Below are 19804 nucleotides of genomic sequence, written 5' to 3' on the forward strand. Positions count from 1 at the left end.
GTATGCGAACATTCTTTAAGGTTCAGGCCACTTCTCTTCTAGCTAGCGGCATTGACTTTTTAACCACTGTTCTTTGTGTTCAGCTGTGGCATTACTGGTATTTATCGGCCAGTGTAACCGGGGCTGTTGTTGGCGGACTTGTCAGTTTTATCGTATCAAAAAAATGGACATTTGCTGAAAGCCGTCAGCCCGTTGCCTCACAATTCAGTCGATTTGTGCTTGTCTGGCTCGGAAATGCCGGTGCAAATGCTACCGGACTTTTTGTTACTACTCATTTTTTAGGCGTCCAATACCTAGTAGCCAAAACAGTCGTAGGTATTCTGGTCGGTATCAGCTACAATTATTTTTTACAGAAAGACTTCGTCTTCACCATGTCATGAACTATTTACTCCGTTGCGCGTCTTACCGAACAGTCCTGCTTTTGAGCGGGTTACTGTTTTTGTGTTCTGGTTTAACCCGCGCACAGGTGACTACTGTTACTGGAATCATTATCGACGGGGCTACAAACCAGCCCCTGTCGTTTGCCAATATCGTTTTTGTGGGCACTACCATTGGTACCACCAGTAACGAACGAGGTGCTTATACGTTAACAGCTACTGGAAATTTTACGAAAGTAGCCGTTTCATTTATTGGCTATAAATCCGTTACCAAAGCGATCACCCCCGGCACAAGCCAGCAAGTGATTATGAGGCTGGAACCAGACTCTCAACTCCTGAATGAAGTCGTTATTCGTAGCGGCAAACGGGAGCGCTACCGGAATAAAAACAACCCGGCGGTCGAACTGATTCGAAATGTGATCAGCCACCGGGAGCAGAACCAGATTGGCCATTATGACTTCGCGTCGTATGAGGAATACGACAAATTACAGTTTTCTTTAAGCAGCCTGTCGACAAAAGTATCGGAGCGGAAAATCTTCCAGAAATATAAATTCCTGCTCGATAATCGGGATACCCTCACGTTGCCGGGCAAATCTCTATTGCCGGTTTATCTGGAAGAAAAAGTTTCCGATACGTATTATCGCAAAAGTCCACAGAAGGAAAAGGTCATTGTTAAAGGCAAAAAACGGGTTGATTTCGGTCAGTATTTCGATAATAACGGACTCAGTCTCTACTTAAATCGGATGTATTCGAAAGTCGATATTTATTCGAATTCGATTTTCCTGATGACCAACCAGTTCCTGAGTCCTATTGCCAGCAGCGCGCCCACATTTTACCAGTTTTATCTGGCGGATACCCTTACAGTTGGCAAAGCCAAACTGATCGGATTGAACTTCGTGCCCCGCAACGCTACCGACATGCTGTTTGAAGGCAAGATGTATGTAACGATGGACAGCAATTATGCGGTGCAGCGAATTAATCTATCGATAAACCCAAAGATCAACCTGAACTGGGTACGCGATTTACAGATTCACCAGCAGTTTGAGCAGAATACGGACGGACGGTATTATCTCAGCAAAAGTGATTTACTGGCCGACTTCGGGATCAGCAAAGGCAAGGGGGGCGGCATCTTCGGTCAGCGAACCCTCTCCTATCGAAACTATAAAACAAACGAAGCCCACTCCGATGAATTTTATGATGGTCAGCAACAGGTCGTAGCGGCCGATGCCGACGCCAAGCCCGACCAGTTCTGGAGAGAAAGCCGCCATGATACACTCTCGGCCGCCGAATCGAAAGTATACGCGAATATTGACAGTTTGAAACGAATGCCCTCGTTCCGGCGCACGATGAGTACGCTGACATTCTTACTGGCTGGTTACAAATCATTCGGTGCCTTTGAGGTAGGGCCGGCCAATACGTTCTACAGCTTCAATCCGGTCGAGGGGTTTCGATTACGGCTGGGGGGACGTACCACACCTGAATTAAGCAAACGCTACTACGCCGAAACGTATGCAGCTTATGGCTTTAAGGACGAGCGCTGGAAGTATTTTCTGAGTGGAACGTACTCAATCAACAACAAGTCAATTTACCAGTTTCCGCAAAATTATGTTCGGGCGAGCTTCCAGCGCGACACGAAAATTCCGGGGCAGGAGCTTCAGTTTGTGCAGGAAGATAACTTTTTGCTATCCTTCAAACGGGGAGTCAACGACAAGTGGCTTTATAATGACACCTGGCGCATTGACTACGTTCATGAGTTTGAAAATCACTTCTCCTACAGCTTTGGCTTTAAGAACTGGCAGCAGGCGCCCGCGGGAGCCTTGCAGTTTAAGCGAGCCACCGACGATGAAAATACTCCATCGCCTACGGTGATAACGTCTGAGTTTTCGGTGGAAACGCGCTGGGCGCCCAATGAGCAATTCTATCAGGGCAAGATTTACCGGGTGCCGATTGTGGGCAAATATCCAGTATATACCCTACGATTTGCCGCTGGTGTAAAAGGGTTGCTCAATAGTTCATACAACTATCAAAACCTGACCGGCAGTATCAGCAAACGCTTTTTCCTATCCCAACTGGGGTATTCAAACGTAACGCTACAGGGTGGCTATATTTTCGGCCAGGTGCCGTTCCCTCTCCTGACGATTCACCGGGCCAACCAAACCTATGCGTATCAGTTAAACTCGTATAACCTGATGAATTTTCTGGAATTTGTCAGCGATCACTACGCCAGTGTAGACATAGATCACTCATTTAATGGATTTTTCTTCAATAAAATCCCGTTATTCAAAAAGCTGAAATGGCGGGAAGCGGTTTCGATCAAAGCGTTATACGGTGGTTTACGGAGTCAGAATGATCCACAGCAGAATCCGTCATTGTACCAGTTCCCAACCGATGCCCAGGGTGTGCCTTCTACATACACGTTAACCCGAACGCCCTATATCGAAGCCAGTGCTGGTGTAGCTAATGTGCTGAAGTTTTTCCGGATTGACCTGGTCAAACGACTTAATTATCTAGATCATCCAAATGTGTCTCAATGGGGTATCCGCGCCCGCGCCACCTTTGATTTTTAACATAAAACGCCTACCACTATGCAACAGGCACTTCCATTCCGCACAAAAGTTCAGTTGGGTATTTACACCCTCATCAACCCCTTCGTCAGATTACTAATTAGGTTGGGGCTAACGCCCAACATGATCACCACTATCGGTCTGGTGTTAAACATCGGGGTAGCGGGCATCTTTATTCTGGGTGCTCAACAAGGCAACCGGGGCGATTTGAGCTATGTTGGCTGGGCGGGAGCGATGGTGCTGTTTGCCGGTTTATTTGATATGCTGGATGGGCAGGTAGCGCGGCTGGGTAAGATGAGTTCACTCTATGGAGCGCTCTTCGATTCGGTGCTGGATCGATACAGCGAACTGATTCTGTTTTTAGGTATATGCTACTACCTGATTGCACATCATTATTTTTTCGGCTCCCTGTTTGCCTTTATTGCGTTGATCGGTTCCATCATGGTCAGCTATACCCGCGCCCGTGCTGAAGGCCTGGGCATCGAAAGTAAAGGCGGACTCATGCAGAGGCCCGAACGGGTCATTACCATTGGCGTGTCGGCGCTGGCGTGCGGCTGCCTGGACCCTCTTCTCGGTCCTGATTTTAAAGTATACGTACCGGGCATTCCGGTACATGTATTTGAAACGATGTCAATTTTTACGCTGCCGCTAACCCTCATGGCGTTCATGACAAATATCACCGCCTATAACCGGTTAATAGATGCAAAAAAAGCACTGGCTCAAAAAGAGAAATCCGAGTCCCGGCAACCTGTGCTGATGCTGGCATTTCTTATATTGACTTCTGTAATGGGCCATTCGGCCGAAGCGAAGGGAGTAGCTTTCGGGCTCAATCAGGAAAAGCCGAAACTGAGCTTCCCCGTGCCCAAAAATATTCCCAATCAGTTATTTTATCTTCAACGGGACCCCAATCCGAATACGATTATCTGTGCATTAAACCTGAAAAATGGTCAACTGGACAGGCACGACCCGGTTCATGTTTTCTGGATTCGGTATACCGAGCAAAGTCAGCCGAAAGAGCTTTCCTACCTTCAGCGCACGTTTGCCTACGGCATCAAAGCGCGTGCCCTGTCGAATGAGGAATATGAATTGAACTTTGTGTCCTATAAAAAATTTCCATTACGTCTGGTCAAGTCGGAGCGGGACGCCGGTTACTACGTTTATGCGAATGTGAACCAGAAAAAAGTGATTCTGAGACGTCTTTATCTGCATATTGAAGGTGGAACCTTGTGGATGCCGAATGTAAAGTACATTCAGGTAGAAGGTATTAACGCGTCCACCGGAGAAAGCACCGTCGAACGAATTATGGTTTAATACCGTACTTGTTTACCCCTAAAATGACACCTGATTCTTCAATTGCCAGTCCATCTTTTTATAAGCAGGTGCTGACCCTAAGCCTGATATCGCTTGGCTATCTGCTATTGTCTTTTGTGCTGGTTGGGTTTAAATCAGATCAGTTGTTTCTGGTTGGGTTAGTGAATGGATTGTATTTTGCGTCAGCCCAAAGCCGCAAATTTGTTATCGGTTTTTCTATTTTCATCGTGTATTGGATTGTTTTCGATTATATGAAAGCGTTCCCGAATTACCAATACAATGCGGTGCACATTGAATCACTCTACATGCTGGAAAAGAAGCTGTTTGGCATTGCCAACGGGGCTTCAATTCTAACGCCTAATGAGTACTGGCTGCTTCACCGAACCACATTACTGAACGTATTGACTGGCTTATTTTATGTAAGCTGGATTCCAATTCCACTCCTGTTCGCTACGTATCTTTTTTTTAAAGACCGGCCATCGTTTTATCCCCTGGCGCTGACATTTGTGCTGGTCAATCTGTTAGGGTTTATCATCTACTATCTCTACCCTGCCGCTCCCCCCTGGTATATACAGCACTACGGCTTTACGTTTCATCCGAACACGCCTGGCAATACGGCTGGCTTAGCTAATTTCGACCGGTACTTTGGCATCAATCTCTTCAGTTCCATTTACGCCAAAAGCTCCAATGTTTTTGCCGCCATGCCTTCACTACATTCGTCGTATCCGGTGATTGTTTTGTACTATGGTATAAAGAATAAAGCAGGCCTGATTAATGTATTCTTTTTGATTGTGATGGGGGGCATCTGGTTTTCAGCCGTCTACACAAGTCATCACTACGTACTGGATGTGTTGGCAGGCATCAGCTGCGCCCTGATCGGCATTATTCTGTTTAACCAGTTGTTTAAAACACGCTGGCTAACTGCTTTTAATCGGCGACTGGTTGTTTTAACAACCTAATCCTGCTGCTCCTTACCGAAGCTAACGATGATGTCGGGGTATTTATCCGGTCGTCAGGTCTCTGAGAGTGCCTGAAATGGATGGATACAACGGTCTCTTTCTCCTGTATGTTCGAGAAAACGAGTGCACTATAAAGCCGCACCCGACGAACCTGAGTGCGGCTTTGTGCTATTACTATCATTTACGCTACGTTTGTAATCACCTGCTTCAGCCACCGGGGTTACTTTTATTTATAATTCAGCAACGTCGTGGCCTCACACGCTTTGTCCGTTTTGAAGCGAATCCATCGGGCTTGAAAATTCTTCGGAAATTCGTAGTCGACCGTTTTGCCAGGAGCGACCGTAAATGACTTATACGTCATCCAGACGCCCGAACCGACGGGGTCCGCTTCGATGGTAACCGTTACGGGTTGGGTAGCTTTGTGCGCAAGTTGCAGGCTGCGTTGGTCGTAGAAACCGATCAGATAGGGATCAGAGGCTTCATTGGCTTTCACCGACGCATTTTTCCAGGGCCCACCATGACCCGTTGGCTTGCCCAGTTTCCAGAGGTCGTCGATAGTTCCCGCCCAAAGGGCCGCCTTTTTATCGTCAGAAACAATAATATGTTCGTTCTTTCCGGCTGCGCTCATGTCAATACCCGTCATGACCAGGAGCCCACGGTACGACGCGTAATCATTAATACGCAGATTATGAGACGAAACGGGGCGCATTTTAGCGTATCCATCGGCATTTTCGGCAGGCAGTTCATAGAACGTGCCGTGGCAATTGAGCAGGTCACGTTCGGTAGCCACTTCCCGGCAAATCCGAAGAGCAGCCTGATTGGTCAGGTCGGTATAGGCATTGCTACCGAGTGGTAACCGCCAGCGCCGTCCCTTGTCGTCCACAATCAAAACGCTCGATTCCTCGATCGTTACAACGTTCTGAGGAATAGCGAACTTGGTCTTAATAACGTCTACCGTTCCAGCATCATCCTTCCGAACGAGCTGCATATCGGCATTCAGTTCATAATAGCCAACATCCGTGGCTTGCCCACCTTTGTAGGTCGACGCGGCCATGCCCAATGCCCGCCGATTAGCGCCTAATCCATACATCAACCCGCCCGATGTATTAGCCGTTGAGACCGTGCTAAGCCCGGCAAATAATGAACCGGCCGTCGTAGTACGCGTATCGTTTGCTGAATACGAGAAGTGAGCGGATAAATTGGCCGCTTTGTCCGACTTAATTCGAATCCACTCGCCGGGGACCTCCGCGCCGAAGGGTACGTGGGTAGCCTTATGCGCCCCAACGGTCACGGTTTGCTGTGAAGACCAGCTACCCGTTCCGGTTTTATCGATCTCAAACGTGATCTGAACATCAGTGTCGCTGTTGTTTTGAATCCAGGCTGAACGGTTGGCCCAACCAGCAAATAAAAACGGCTCGGAGGTCTGATTCGCTTTGATGGGTTCATCGAGCCAGACGGCGCCTTCGGCTGTATTTGGCCCAAGTTGATCGGGTAGATTTAGGGAGGTGAACCACAGATTTGAATTCGATTGGCCGGGACCTTCAAGGCTGCCCTTTACTTTCCGTTTGTTCAAAAATTCTTTTTGCGCGGAATCATCGCAGCCAAAAACCAACTGATCATTCCAGCGGGCGTAATCACCAATCACTTTCAGATACGCGGATCGGGGTCTGATACCGGCCGTATTCGCTGCGGTGAAACCACCGGGAAACCGCCAGAACATACCGTGCATAGTCATCAGATAGTCCGGTTGCTGGGCTGTACCCACGTCCCGGATGCGGGGCCACTCGGTATTCCAGCCATGAGCGCCATCGTATGAGTGACTGGCTTTAGGAAGCCGGAAAAAATGCCAGCCCGTCGTTTTGTCCCGCACGCCCAGCAGTACCGATTTATGATCCCAGCCTGTGGCCCAGATGGGGTCCGTTCCCGGATTTTTATTGCCATAAATGCCACCTGGACCCGTCACCTCAACGAATTGATTTCGCCGGACTACAGTCCAGTCTTTGCCGTTCCATTCCGATAGTGAGCCCGCATCTACATCAAATTGGACCAGCGCCTTGGCCCCAGGCTCGCCATTGTTAGAATAGACCATAACGCCCTGACCAGAGTATACGCCTTTACCGTGCGCCCCTGGCAACAGCGTGTTTTCCAGGTTATTCGATTCGTCAGACTCTTTTTTCCGATTGACATTGCCATCCTCATAGAGCATAGTCGGAGCCAGCGTATTTACGTCTACTTCGTAAAAACCTTCTTCCATCGTTCCGTAATAGATTTTCCCTTTCGGATCGGTCAGATGGCGCGCATTTCCGGTATGACGCCCAGGCATCGTTTTGTAGGGAATAACCCGAACATGTGCCTTGCTGTCAATGGCATAGGGGCCAATGAATAGCTGATTACTTTCGGGATGAATCATTCGGTTGGCGGGGGTGCCACCAATGCTTTCAGACCGGACGATCTGCTTTTTATCGGGTGTTATTTCGTATAATTTATCGGACGACCCAAACGGTAAATGCGGACCATATGTAACAACCCAGAGGTTGCCCGCCCAGGGAACAACGGCTCCCGTACCGCATTCGCCCTCATTGTTGTACATGGCCAGTTGCGGATAAATCCCGCTGTATGACGACACCTTTTTGGACTGAGCAATGCCTATATTACCGTGTGCAAGCAGCCATCCAATTAGGCCAACCGAAAGAAAAAACCTTTTCATTGCGTTAATAATAAGTTGATAGTTAGACAGTAGCTGGTGTTGATTTACTCCCAGCCGGGATTCTGTGTTAGTTTCGGATTAGCCTGAATTTCTTCCAGTGGAATGGGATAATACCGGTGCTTGGCCTGTGGCGTACGGGTGGGATACACATCGTTTACCGCTTTCGGGATGACGGTCAGGAAGGTGTTCGTCCGGGTCAGATCGAACCAGCGGTCAGCCTCGGCAAACAGCTCCCACGAACGCTCCTGAAGGACAGCGGCAATAAAAGCGTCCTTGCCGAGGCCCGGAGTAAGGTCTCCCAGTCCCGCCCGTTTGCGAACCGTGTTGATGTACCCATAGGCGGCAACTGTCGCTCCATTCTGCCGAGCTTCGGCTTCAGCCGCAACCAGATACACGTCGGCCAGCCGGATAATGGGAAAATTGCAGTTATTGGCTTCGGCGATGGAGTTCGGATCACGGTATTTACGGATCAAAACACCTTTGGGCGTAACAGGCGTGATGTCTTTCTGCGGCACGATCTTTCCCGACACATCACGATACGTCGTGTCCAGCAACTGCCGTCGTTTGTCGCTGGGAGAAAACGAGTTGTAGAAACCCTGATAGGCAAACCAGGACCCGAAAGACACTTTGGCATAATCCGGGCCGGAACTGTTGCGGGGACCGGCAATACCCATCACGGTCAACCAGCGGCTGGGCGTTACCCGATCCGCTTCAACGGCCCACATATTCTCGATCCGGGCCGCATCTTCTTTGTCCACATCGAACACATCCAGCACATTTGGCATTAGCGAATACTTGCCCGAATTGATCGTTGCCTGCGCCAGTTGCAACGCCTTTGCCCAGTCTTCGTTGTACAACGCTACTTTAGCATAGAGCCCCTGAATCGCTTCCTTGGAAGGCCGACCTTTCACCAAACTGACTGAGTAAGAAGGCAGTCCAGCAATAGCCTGATCTAAATCACTGTAAATCTGTTTATAAATATCGGCCCGTGAATTTTTAGTAACGAGCGCTTCAGCTTCACTGGAGCTGGCTTTTATTTTTACCGGAATCTCGTTAAACGTTTTGGTAAGCATCCAGTGATATAAGCCTCGTAAAGCATAGGCTTCGGCAACAATTTCCGTCCGGCGCTGGGCATCCATCTGAATGGCAGGAACCTTCTCAATAACCCAATTGGCGTTTTCGATTCCCTTGTAGCTAAATCGCCAGACACCCTGCGGCCCTTCTGTTTCATGACGTCCCGAGTTCCGTTGGGCTGTGTAATATGGATCGTACGAAAACAGCGTAATGGTATTCCGCCCCACAACAGCGCGCGGGGACGCCTGATCGGCCGCGAAATCGGATACGGCAACTAACGGGAAGCCATACAGGTTGATGAGCGACCCGGCCGAAGACGCTATTCCTGCTTCGGCATCGGAGGCTGTTTTGTAGAAATTGGTCGTAAAAATGGATGAATACACCGTTTCATCTAGTTTGCTGCACGAGATCGTCAGGCCCGACATAGCCAGCAGCAGCAGGATTTGTTTCTTCATGGAAGGAAAATGAAAGAGCGAAAGAGTGAATGAGCGAAAGAGTGAGTGAGAGAGTAAAAGAGCGTTTTTGTGCCAGCCACTCTTTCACTCTCTCGCTCTTTCGCTTTTTATAAAGTGATTTGAAGACCGCCCAGAAACGACCGGGCAATTGGATACGTACCGTTGTCGACAAACTGCGTCGTGGCATTCCCGAAGTTGTTCACTTCCGGATCGAAGCCCGTGTAGTTCGTGATCGTAAACGCGTTGTTGGCGCTGACATAGATCCGAATTTGATTGATCCCTTTGAGTTTAGGAAATGTGTAGCCCAGCGACACATTTTTCAGCCGCACAAATGAGGCATCCTCAACGTACCGATCTGAAATGGGCAGCCGTCCGCCCTGAAATCCACTGGAATACTCATTGTTCGGGTTCGTCGCCGACCAGCGATTTGCCATCCCCGCCAGTACATTCTGCTGGCCAAGCGCCGTTTCGAAGGTATACCGGAACAGGTTCATGAGTTTATTCCCCTGCACACCTTGTACAAACAGGTTCAGGTCGAAGCCCCGGTAGCGGAATGAAGACGAGAAACCAAAGGTGTATTTCGGTTGGGAGTTGCCCACGATGAGTTGATCAGCCGCTGTAATCGTGCCGTCCCCGTTAACGTCTTTCACCTTTTGGCCACCAATACGTCCGTCATAGCCGGGTAGAACGGCCTCCCCGGTTTGACTGATTCCGTCGAAAATATAAGTTCGGTAAAGGCCCATCGGATACCCGATTTTGAGCAGCGCAAACGCCGAGCGAGGTAGTTCATCCAGAATGCCGTCGAGGGCCAGCACCTCATTTTTATTGAACGTAATATTCGCCGACGCATCCCATTGAAGCCCTCGTTTACCACCGGGCAGAATCCGGCCGTTGACGGCCAGTTCAACGCCCCGGTTTTGGATCGACCCGAAATTGCCAGTGATGAATGTATAACCCGATGACATGGGTAATACTTTCTCGAACAAAAGGTTATCGGTGCGTTTGTTGTAATAATCAGCCACGACCGATAGGCGGTTGTTGAACAAACTGACATCAAGGCCTACATCGACCTGCGTGGAGCGTTCCCATTTCAAATCCGGGTTCGGAATGGCGCTCGGATTGATACCAGTGACCGGGTTGTGATTGTAATTATAATTCAGTCCCAATGGCTCTCCGCTAACCGTAGCCAGCGATTTATAGGGGTCAATAGCTCCCGCGTTTCCCGTTATGCCGTAGCTACCGCGTAGTTTTAAATCAGAAATAGCTGAAACCGACTTCATAAACGGCTCTTCCACAAGGCGCCAGGCACCAGCGATCGCGGGGAAAAAGCCGTATTTGTTGTTCTCCCCAAATTTGCTGGACCCATCGACCCGTGCCGTCAAGTCCAGAAAGTATTTGTCTTTGTAACCGTAGTTGATACGTCCCAGGTACGAGTCCAGTCTGGATTTGCTTTTTTCGCTGCTCAGGCGCTGGTTCACCGCCAGGCCCACGGAATTATTTTCGGTTATATCGTTCGGAAAGTTAGTCGCAGTCTGCGTATAGCTCTGATTGACGTTGGCCTGGGTGGCTAGAACTGCGGTAGCCGCCAGCGTGTGATGCTCTGCCAAGCGGGTCCGGTACGTAAAAATACTTTCGTGCAACAGCGTACGGCCGTAAGCGCTGATATTCGATGCACTACCACCACCCGATGCTAACTGCGACTGACTCAGGAGCGACAACGGCGAGTAAAATTCCGATAGCGTGTTGCCCAGATCGACATTGAAACTAGGCCGATAGGTAAAGCCTTTGAACAAAGAAAAGTCAACGTAGATATTGGCCAAAATCCGCTGACTCGTTTGCCGGTTAATGGGCGTAATGAAGTTCAGCGGGTTCGTTACTTCCTGATATTGCCCATTCATCTGATCCTGAAACGGGAACACGCTGCCATCGGCCCGATAAGGCACCAGCGTCGGCGGAGCCGCCACGGCCGCTCCGAGTACACCCGCCCGGCTGCTGGTTACGTCGGAACCCGTACCACCCACACTCACGCCATTACTAACCGAATAGCCATAGTACAAACTGGTGCCAATCTTAATCCGATCAGTCAATCTATGGTCGATGTTTGAGCGAAATGAGTAGCGATCAAAACTTGATTTTCTGATGATTCCATCCTGACTGAAGTAATTCAGGGACAGGGCCAATTGTGTTTTCTGATTACCCCCCGTAACCGAAAGCTGGTGGCTCTGGATAGGCGCTTTTCGGAAAATCAGGTTCTGCCAGTTGGTGCCTTCTCCCACGCTCGACGGGTCAGCATAGATCGATCGTTTGTAGACCTCATTTTCAAGCTGGGCAAACTGCCGGGCGTTCAGTACGTCCAGCGTCTTGTTAACCTGCTGTACCCCGCCGTAGCCATCGTAGCTGACGCGGGTTGCCCCATCTTTGCCGCGCTTCGTGGTGATCAGCACAACCCCGTTTGCGGCCCTTGCACCATAAATAGCCGTGGACGAGGCATCTTTTAGCACCTCAATTGACTCGATATCATTCGGATTGATCTGGGAAAGCGGACTCACATCGGTGATGCCCCCCGTGTTCGCAATCTGAATACCGTCAATGACATACAGCGGTTCAGAACTACCATTAATCGAGTTTGTGCCCCGGATTCGAACGCTGACATTACCGCCTGGAGCACCTGAATTCTGCGTGATTTGCACGCCAGCAACTCTCGCTTGTAAGCCCTGCGCTACGTTAGCAACGGGCGTTTGCAACAAATCGGCAGCTTTAACGGAAGCAATGGCGCCCGTTGTTTCAATTTTACGCTGTGTGCCATACCCCACCACCACAACTTCTTCCAGTGCTTTCGTATCGGGGGCGAGTTGGACGTTAACAGTTGACCGGCTGCCAACCGCTACCTCCTGCGTTAAATAACCAACAAAGCTCACAACCAGCGTGGCTCCCTCTGGTACGGCTAACTGGAACATGCCTTTCGCATCCGTAACAACGCCACGTTGCCGACTCGTCGCGGTCCCTTTTAGCAAGACACTCACACCCGGAAGCGTGGCTCCTTTTTCATCGGTGATGGTGCCAGAAATAAGTCGGTCATCCACCAGAATTTGCTTGGTCTTCGCTGGGTGGGACGGTACTTTTTCAGTCACCAGTTTCGTGTAGTCAACGATAGCGCTGGTGCTGAAATAATCTTTTGACGTTTTGATTGGATTAGAACCAATCAGCGGCCGACCATGCGTCAACAGAGGTAGCAGTGATCCTAACAAAACGACGTAATACAGTAAACGTTTTTGTCGCATATTATTCAGATATTTATAGATTAAAGGAGTAGAGTTCTTACGCACTGCTTACACCAAATAAGAGTATACAAAGGTAATTTTGTATTATATGGCGAAGGTCTAATCAGCCTGACCATTTTGTTTGTCAAAATTCTGTATAAGTCAACTAACTGATTAACAGGTAATTATTTTAAATGATCACCGAGGATGGACAACCCGGGAAAGCCGAAGTCTTTGCGCTTTTAGATAGTAGCTGTCGACGGGTTAGCGAAACCTATGGCAAGCCCGACTGGGACACGTGGACGAACAGCGACTACGTTAGCCTGAGTCATATACTTTTTAAGCAGACGCGTGTACGGATTAGCCCGAATACGCTGAAACGTATTTTTGGTAAAATCAAAACCGATTCCCGGTATTACCCCCAGAAAGCCACCCGGGACGCACTGGCTATTTACATCGGCCACCTCGACTGGGATCATTTTGTAAAAGTGCAGGAGTGGACGACCCGGCATGCCGAGCGGATAGACCAGGAGTTTACCAAAGAAGAGAATCTGCCACATCCATTAACGTCTGACAATCCGCCACTCTTTTCTTCTTCAAAACATACGAAGCGTAACCGGCGACTACCTTTATTGGTTGGTGGTGCTTTTTTGTTCACTGTTGTCATGCTGCTTGTACAGCGTCAAAGCACAGGTCGCCAATCGACTCAGCTCATCTGTCGAAATCCTTTAGGTGAAAATCCGCACTCTGCCGTGTTTCAACTCAAGCACCCAGGTTCAAAAGTTGAAGCAGGCAGCTACTCGATTCTGTTTGGCGATGGCAAACGAGAACATCTTAACGCTACTGACAGTATTACCACGCACTATTATGAACGGCCGGGCCGCTATTTTGCCATCCTGCAACGGGACGGCGTAAATATTGATACGTCAACTGTCTATTTGCAGACGAAAGGCTGGACCGTTACCGCCAACATGATGCACGATACCAGCCGGGTCTACCCGATTGAGGTTGAGCATTTATTTACCCAAGGACGCCGAAGCGTTAGCGCTCCCGAAGCCGCCCGCGCCGGTGTCGATACGAACCGCACGTTCTTTATGGAGTTTATCAACAGCCATCCTACCCGGATTGATGGCGATAATTTTGAACTAACGACCCAAGTAAGAACCTCTCCCGACAGGGCGGGGGTTCGCTGTTCACAGATCGGTATTACGGTATGGGGTGAGTCGTCGCAACATATGTTTGAAGTGATGAGGCCGGGTTGTGCGCACTGGATTCTGATCCAGAATTCTGACATACAAAAAAGCGGTCAGCGCGACGATTTGAGTTTTATGGGCGCCGATCTACGATCGGGCGGAACGTTGACGCTGCGGGTTGTCGATAAACAGGCCGTTATTTTTATCAACAATCGACAAGTTTTCAAGACACGCTACACTCAGCCCCTTCATCAGATTTATGGCGTTAAAATCCGTTTTGCCGGCGTCGGAACCGTTGATGCCTTTTCATTGAACGATCTAAAAACAAAGTCTATATTCGATGGAAGCTTTTAACGTACTGGTTGACTGATTATCAGATCGCGGCAGATTTTTGCACTTATGGAAATCCTTTGTTTCGGGGATATACAAAATGTATTATGGCAAAGAGGTACTCCTCAATTTTTTAAGCCATTAGGCACTTTGTCAGTGAGTCGTTGGATACGTTTTAAGTAACGTCTTAGCCTCCTCAGGCGTTAATAGCGAAACACAACCATGCCGGGCTTCAGACGGGAAACGTACATCTTCTTCAACCGTCCAGTGAATCAAATCGGGTGAATAGGACACCCCAAAACGGTTCGTCATGCAATAGTCATACAGTAATAACCAACCTGGTCGGAGCGGGTCTTTTATAACCGTAGGCCCTTCGGTGATGACCGGAACAATTTGTCCCTTGTTTAACGGCCCTTCCATGAGGCTATAGGGCCCCTCAATATTTTTCGATGTAGCCACTCGAATGGCCCGCCGTTCACCCGTTTTGACACCAAATTCCTCCTCTTTATGAAACAGATAATAGGTTCCTTCATGATCTAACAACGTTCCATCGATCACGGAGTAAGGCGGGGCGAAAAATACTTTCGCCGGTGTAAATGTTTTCCAATCCCGTGTCCTGCAGGACCAGAGCCGACTTTCCTTCCATCCCGCATCTTTAAAGGACGACGACCAGAGTAAGAGATAGTCCCCTGTTTTTGCATCATAAAACCATTCGGGAGCCCAGATATTTCCAGCTAAGGCGCCTGACTCATCCCGTATGCCTTTCATCAAGGGCAACGACCCTTCAGGCTGCCAATGAATCAAATCTTTAGAGGTAATGTAGAGACAGCTTGGTCCTACTTTCTCCCGGTCATTACCTCTTCCGCCACCCGTTGATAGTATCCGCCAAAGACCATCTGGCCCCCGACGAACGTACGGATCACGGACATGCTGCTCCCATACGGGTTTATTGTCGTTTAACGGTGTCCAATGGCGTCCGTCCGTGGATAAGGCAATGTGCAACTTATTAATCAGCATGGGATCTGGTAAGGGTACCTCAACCGTATTCCCCTTCGCATCAATCTCAATACGGGTTGGGTAACGCTGCCGAAAGTAGGTCAGCATCCAGACGTCTTTATGATCGTCAATTTTAAGCTGTTCCTGACCAGGTACGCTCTGGGGTGCTACTTCGCGTTTAGGTTGCGCCAGGGCTTCTCCAAGGGCAATAATCAAGACAATAAATAATGGTGTAAGCCGCATCATGCTGGAATTTTCAACTATAGACTATACCTAAACGAATGTTATCAATGGCCATGAACCGCCGTTGCAACGCCTGAAGGGCACTTTTGGGGCGTAGTGGTGGGGCCCAAGATTGTTATTTTTCCGTTTTTCACTTCCATGCGATCAATACAAACAACTCGTTCTTCTCCGGTTTTTTCGGTTCTTGCGTGGTAGACGCAGAACATTTCTTTACCGTCCGGCGAGTAAGCAATGCTGTTGTGCCCCGTGCCCGTTACCGATCCTCCCTGATCGGTATTTTTCTGCAATACTGGATTATTGACTGCTTTTTTAAACGGACCTAATGGCGAGTTTGACGTAGCGTACCCAATGGCGTAGTACTGGCCACCGAAGTGATTGGCCGAATACATGATGTAATACGTGTTGTCTTTTTTGAACGTAACCGAGCCCTCCGTCCAACGGCGGTTGACTTCGCGAGCCGTAACCGATCGACTTTCCCATTCGGCCTGTTTATCGCTGAGGGCAACAGGTGGACGTAGTAGTAAGACTGGTTCACCAATGACGCCGGAAAAATCGGGTTTGAGTTCGACGCCGTATACCCAGCTCTCTTCAATTTCGTTGAACCACCCTTTTTCCCGGGCTAATGTGGCCACTTCACTTTTGACCGGATGTTTGTAGCAGCAACGCGAAAAGTATAAATACGCTTTGCCGTTGGGCTCAAAAAACACATTGGCATCAATAACAGGGTATCCCGGATCGAAAAGTGGTTTGGTTGCCAGATCAATAAACGGACCGGTAGGCTTATCAGCCACGGCCACGCCAATCCGGAAGTTTTCCACTTCCTGGGTAGGGTTTTTCCGCCATTGGGCGCTGTAAAAAAGGTAAAACTTTCCTTTTACTTCATATACCTCAGGTGCCCAATAAGCACCGTCCCATTTGGCTTTTGGATCGCTCCAGCCATTTTTGTTCGTATGGAAATATACCTGCCCCTGCGGCTTCCAATTCGCCATATCTGTTGATGAATAAGTGACAAAGCCTTTATCGGCCCCACCGCCGGTTCCGTACATATAATAGGTACCCTGGGTGTATAAAACGTAGGGATCACCAAATTGGACGGGCAGTGGATTGGAATAAGTGGCTTTGGCCGTAGTAATACGTTGTGTCGTTTGGGCGTTCAACTGGCAAAAAAACAGGGGCGCGAAAAAGCCAAACAGGAGCCGTAAATAGTTCATGATACTGGTCTTTGGGGTATTGTCTCAATTTGAATTATTTTTCTCTTCAAACTTACCATTGGTTATCTCTTAATGCTATCAATGTCTTTTTTTTGGAGAACCCGAATTTTAACCAGAGCGTCTGAATACTTATTTTTCAGGGATAGATAACGGCTAATTAAACGAACCGTTTTGACGGAATTTGGACTAATTTTCTCTGCTTTTACTACCAGCGTATCCACCCGCAAGATGTAGGAAAGGGTAAGATTGATTTTGATCTGATGAGCTGCAATCAATTGTTTAATAGCGCTTACTTCCCCTTTTGACTGCTTTGCTCTCAGGGGTAGTTCTTTATTAATACTGTTAAATAACTTAATTAGTTTGGATTGCGCTTCACTGTCAACATGGGCAATATATATACTTGTTATGCCATATACATACTGTTCCAGAAGGTTGCTGAACTTTAGCTTGTTATGTTCCATTAGCGTGTAATATGGCTTTGTATGTACTAAGTTACACCACTCCCGAAATAAACCCGGCCATTAATTGGGCTTCATTTCGGGAGTGGCTTTCTTTTTTCTTACTCAGTTCCACCAACTAAAATCCGGGCTGAAACTCCAGCATTGATCAATAAAATTTAACCTGAGCCGCTGCTATTATTTCCAATAATCCCATTTTCGGAATCGAATGGGCGGGATGGTTACCGTGCTGAACCAGTAAAGCTGTAGGGTGGCTAAGTAAGTCTTCCATCCCTCAAAGCTGGTTGGTTTGACCGTAAAGGAAGAGGCCCCCACATTATAAGCATTCCCAATAGTCGATGGCAAGTCATCGACCGTCAGTATGACAATGGGCAAAAAGCGGGCTTCGGTATGCATCCGCAGAAAAGCCAGGAAGTCAAAGCCACTCCGTTTACCCCCTAAATCAATGTCTAACAAAACAAGTTTGGGACCATGACCCTCTAAGGACTGAATGTAGGTTGTGGCCTCGGAAGACGTATGCACTTGAATAAAGGAGGCTTCGGGAAAACTGACCTGGGCTGCCCGGCTCAAGATGCCTAACAGTAAAGCATCATCATCCACCAGCATGATAAGAAATTTAGGTTTCAAGAGTACGTTGGTAAGGAGCAACTTGACCGACGGCTAAGTGAGCAGGGGGCGGGGAAGGAACTCAGTTGAAACTGATTAGGCGAAAGGTAGTCTAATCTTGATTAGCATCTGGCTAAAAAAAGCGTTAATAACAAACGTATCCCTTTATTTAGCTGCATTTACTTTTAAAGCTCCCGATAAACTATATGCAGACTTTGAAAGAAGCGGCTTCCATTAAAAATGCGAGTGCCTCAGTTTGAATTTTCTGATTACTAGGCTCAATCCTGTCGAATTAACTTATAACTTCGGTGCAACAGGCTTGTTGGGTTTTTCCCAGGCGTTAGCGCCTTTGACATTCAGCTTGCGTTTGTACACGTTCTCCCCGCAGGTCGCGTAGAGAATATCGAAGTTCGCTCCGCCAAAGCAGATGTCAGACACTTTTCCATTGGGAGTTGGCAGGATGGCATTGACCCGCCCCGCCTGGTCGCATACCTGAATGCCTAGTCGTGAAGCTACATAGAGTCGCCCGTCGCGGTCCGTTTTGATTCCGTCCGCGCCCGCATCGTCGGCTGTATCCGGCGAATGAAGCCAGTAATATTTCTGTTTATTCGCCAGCGTTCCGTCGGGCTCGATTGAAAAACTGTATACCCAGTGTGAGCGTTTATCGGCAACATACAACAGCGTTTGGTCAGGTGAAAGCGCTACACCGCTAGCCAAAATAAGACCCGTATCGACCACAACTTTTTTACCATCGGGCCGAATCAGCCATACGTTACTCCGCTCATTGGCCTTCGGGGACGGGCTGGTAACGTAGCTGTTTCCCCGATTGTCTACGACACGACCATTGCCCTTACCTCCCCCAGTAATAGAGGTAATTTTTTCATTGGTCTGATCAACCCTGGTTAGTTTACCGTCCGGGTCTATCTTCCATCGCTTAGCGGCCGTACCATCCTCAAAAAAAATGTCTCCTTTCGCATTGGCACTAAGCCCTGCTGACAGCCGATAGCCTTCGCCAACCAGTTGCCAGCCTTCATTGGGCACCAAAATATCGGTAAGCATCTGATTTTTTGACGCTCCCGTTTTGATAGGCTCGGGCCAGCCTTTCCATAAGTAGCGCATGGCATCCGGAAAAATGGCCGTTCCGTGTTTGCCGTTATGGCCGCTTTCCCCCCAGATATGCTGCACATCGTAGCCGGCAAACGTCAACGCTCGTTCCATGGTCTGGTTCGCCATCCACCAGTCGCCCCCATAGATGTTGAGGTCGTTGGCACCGTCCTGTAGAAAAATACGTAGTGGTTTGGGTTCAAACTTCCGTATGAGTGTATGATCCCGATCGGCCCCGCGCAAACCGACATACGTACCAATCGTGCTGAATACCCGGCTAAAGGCATCGGGGCGTTCCCAGGCGGCCGTGAACGCACAAACAGCCCCACTACTCGATCCACCAATGGCGCGGTCATTGCCCTTGTGAGACAGGCGAATGGCGCGTCCGTCAGTCGTTTTTTTAGTTTCTACGTCGGGAAGAAGCTCCTCGAGCAAGAACCGGGCGTAGTTATCCCCCAAACCGTCATACTCATAACTACGATTGAATCGGTCAAGGGCAGCGTCAGCATTGGCGGCTTTGACACGCCCATGCATGACGAATATCCCAATCGTCACGGGCATTTCTTTTTTATGAATCAGATTATCAAAAACGACGGGGGCCTGCCACTGAACACCGTCCTGATTGACATACACACAAGCCGGCTGAGACGGTTGATACTGGGCGGGAACATAGACCCAATACTCACGCCAAGTACCGGGAAATATTCTGGACGTTTCAAACGTAAATTTAAGAACTTCACCTTTGGGAGTCCCCTCCTGTGGCTGCGCATCGGGATGAACCGGGTACGTATCGGGCGTTTGAGCCAAAAGCCAAACGGGGGCGAAAAAGAAAAGCAGATGAAGGACTTTCATAGACGGAAGGGCATGAGTACTAGGATCGTTACAAGCCTGAAGTATGCAGAAAGGCATTTATACTTCGTACCCGCTACCTGAAAAAATATCTTTCAGGTAGCAGG

At 48.8% G+C, this 19804-nt stretch carries 13 protein-coding genes; 5 read left to right on the forward strand and 8 right to left on the reverse strand.

All coding sequences use genetic code 11. The annotated features are described in order from the left end of the window. Positions 1 to 2: 2 nt before the first annotated feature. From BM202_RS03610 to BM202_RS03625, 4 genes are read left to right on the forward strand one after another with little or no spacing between them, the layout of a single operon-like run. Positions 3 to 380, forward strand: coding sequence for a GtrA family protein (locus BM202_RS03610; RefSeq protein WP_093823075.1), 378 nt, complete (start codon positions 3 to 5; stop codon positions 378 to 380). Further along, on the forward strand, positions 377 to 2944 hold the full coding sequence (locus tag BM202_RS03615; RefSeq protein WP_093823076.1) for a DUF5686 and carboxypeptidase-like regulatory domain-containing protein: 2568 nt from the start codon (positions 377 to 379) through the stop codon (positions 2942 to 2944). Before BM202_RS03610 ends, BM202_RS03615 begins: the two co-directional genes overlap by 4 nt. Positions 2945 to 2962: 18 nt before the next feature. After that, the gene (locus BM202_RS03620; RefSeq protein ID WP_093823077.1) at positions 2963 to 4252 is read left to right on the forward strand and encodes a DUF4833 domain-containing protein; all 1290 of its coding nucleotides are present in this window, start codon (positions 2963 to 2965) and stop codon (positions 4250 to 4252) included. Positions 4253 to 4275: 23 nt separating this feature from the next. Continuing rightward, positions 4276 to 5211: a phosphatase PAP2 family protein gene (locus BM202_RS03625; protein WP_093823078.1), complete on the forward strand. Its 936-nt coding sequence runs from the start codon at positions 4276 to 4278 to the stop codon at positions 5209 to 5211. A 226-nt stretch (positions 5212 to 5437) separates the two neighbouring features. Here the strand turns inward: BM202_RS03625 and BM202_RS03630 are convergent, their stop codons facing one another. The 3 genes from BM202_RS03630 to BM202_RS03640 form a co-directional block, all read right to left on the reverse strand. Further along, a complete protein-coding gene (locus tag BM202_RS03630; RefSeq protein ID WP_093823079.1) occupies positions 5438 to 7918 on the reverse strand; it encodes a hypothetical protein in 2481 nt (826 codons plus the stop codon). Between the two features lie 44 nt (positions 7919 to 7962). Continuing rightward, complete coding sequence (locus tag BM202_RS03635) at positions 7963 to 9447, reverse strand: RagB/SusD family nutrient uptake outer membrane protein (protein ID WP_093823080.1); 1485 nt, start codon at positions 9445 to 9447, stop codon at positions 7963 to 7965. A gap of 107 nt (positions 9448 to 9554) precedes the next feature. After that, entirely contained in the window at positions 9555 to 12728 is a 3174-nt protein-coding gene (locus BM202_RS03640) for a SusC/RagA family TonB-linked outer membrane protein (RefSeq protein ID WP_245776506.1), read from the reverse strand. 173 nt (positions 12729 to 12901) lie between these two features. Between BM202_RS03640 and BM202_RS03645 the strand changes: the two genes are divergently transcribed. Next, positions 12902 to 14254, forward strand: coding sequence for a hypothetical protein (locus BM202_RS03645; protein ID WP_093823081.1), 1353 nt, complete (start codon positions 12902 to 12904; stop codon positions 14252 to 14254). A 129-nt stretch (positions 14255 to 14383) separates the two neighbouring features. On the opposite strand, the gene BM202_RS03650 is transcribed toward BM202_RS03645, so the two are convergent. From BM202_RS03650 to BM202_RS03670, 5 genes are all read right to left on the reverse strand, one after another. Beyond that, positions 14384 to 15442, reverse strand: coding sequence for a glycoside hydrolase family 43 protein (locus tag BM202_RS03650; RefSeq protein ID WP_245776507.1), 1059 nt, complete (start codon positions 15440 to 15442; stop codon positions 14384 to 14386). Positions 15443 to 15513: 71 nt separating this feature from the next. Continuing rightward, the gene (locus BM202_RS03655; protein WP_093823083.1) at positions 15514 to 16680 is read right to left on the reverse strand and encodes a glycoside hydrolase family 43 protein; all 1167 of its coding nucleotides are present in this window, start codon (positions 16678 to 16680) and stop codon (positions 15514 to 15516) included. Between the two features lie 62 nt (positions 16681 to 16742). Next, complete coding sequence (locus tag BM202_RS03660; protein WP_093823084.1) at positions 16743 to 17141, reverse strand: hypothetical protein; 399 nt, start codon at positions 17139 to 17141, stop codon at positions 16743 to 16745. Between the two features lie 174 nt (positions 17142 to 17315). Then, positions 17316 to 17765, reverse strand: a complete 450-nt coding sequence (locus BM202_RS03665; protein ID WP_245776508.1) for a response regulator — start codon at positions 17763 to 17765, stop codon at positions 17316 to 17318. 276 nt (positions 17766 to 18041) lie between these two features. After that, entirely contained in the window at positions 18042 to 19700 is a 1659-nt protein-coding gene (locus tag BM202_RS03670) for an SMP-30/gluconolactonase/LRE family protein (protein WP_093823086.1), read from the reverse strand. Positions 19701 to 19804 lie beyond the last annotated feature (104 nt).

The organism is Spirosoma endophyticum, from assembly GCF_900112365.1.
Lineage (GTDB): Bacteria > Bacteroidota > Bacteroidia > Cytophagales > Spirosomataceae > Spirosoma > Spirosoma endophyticum.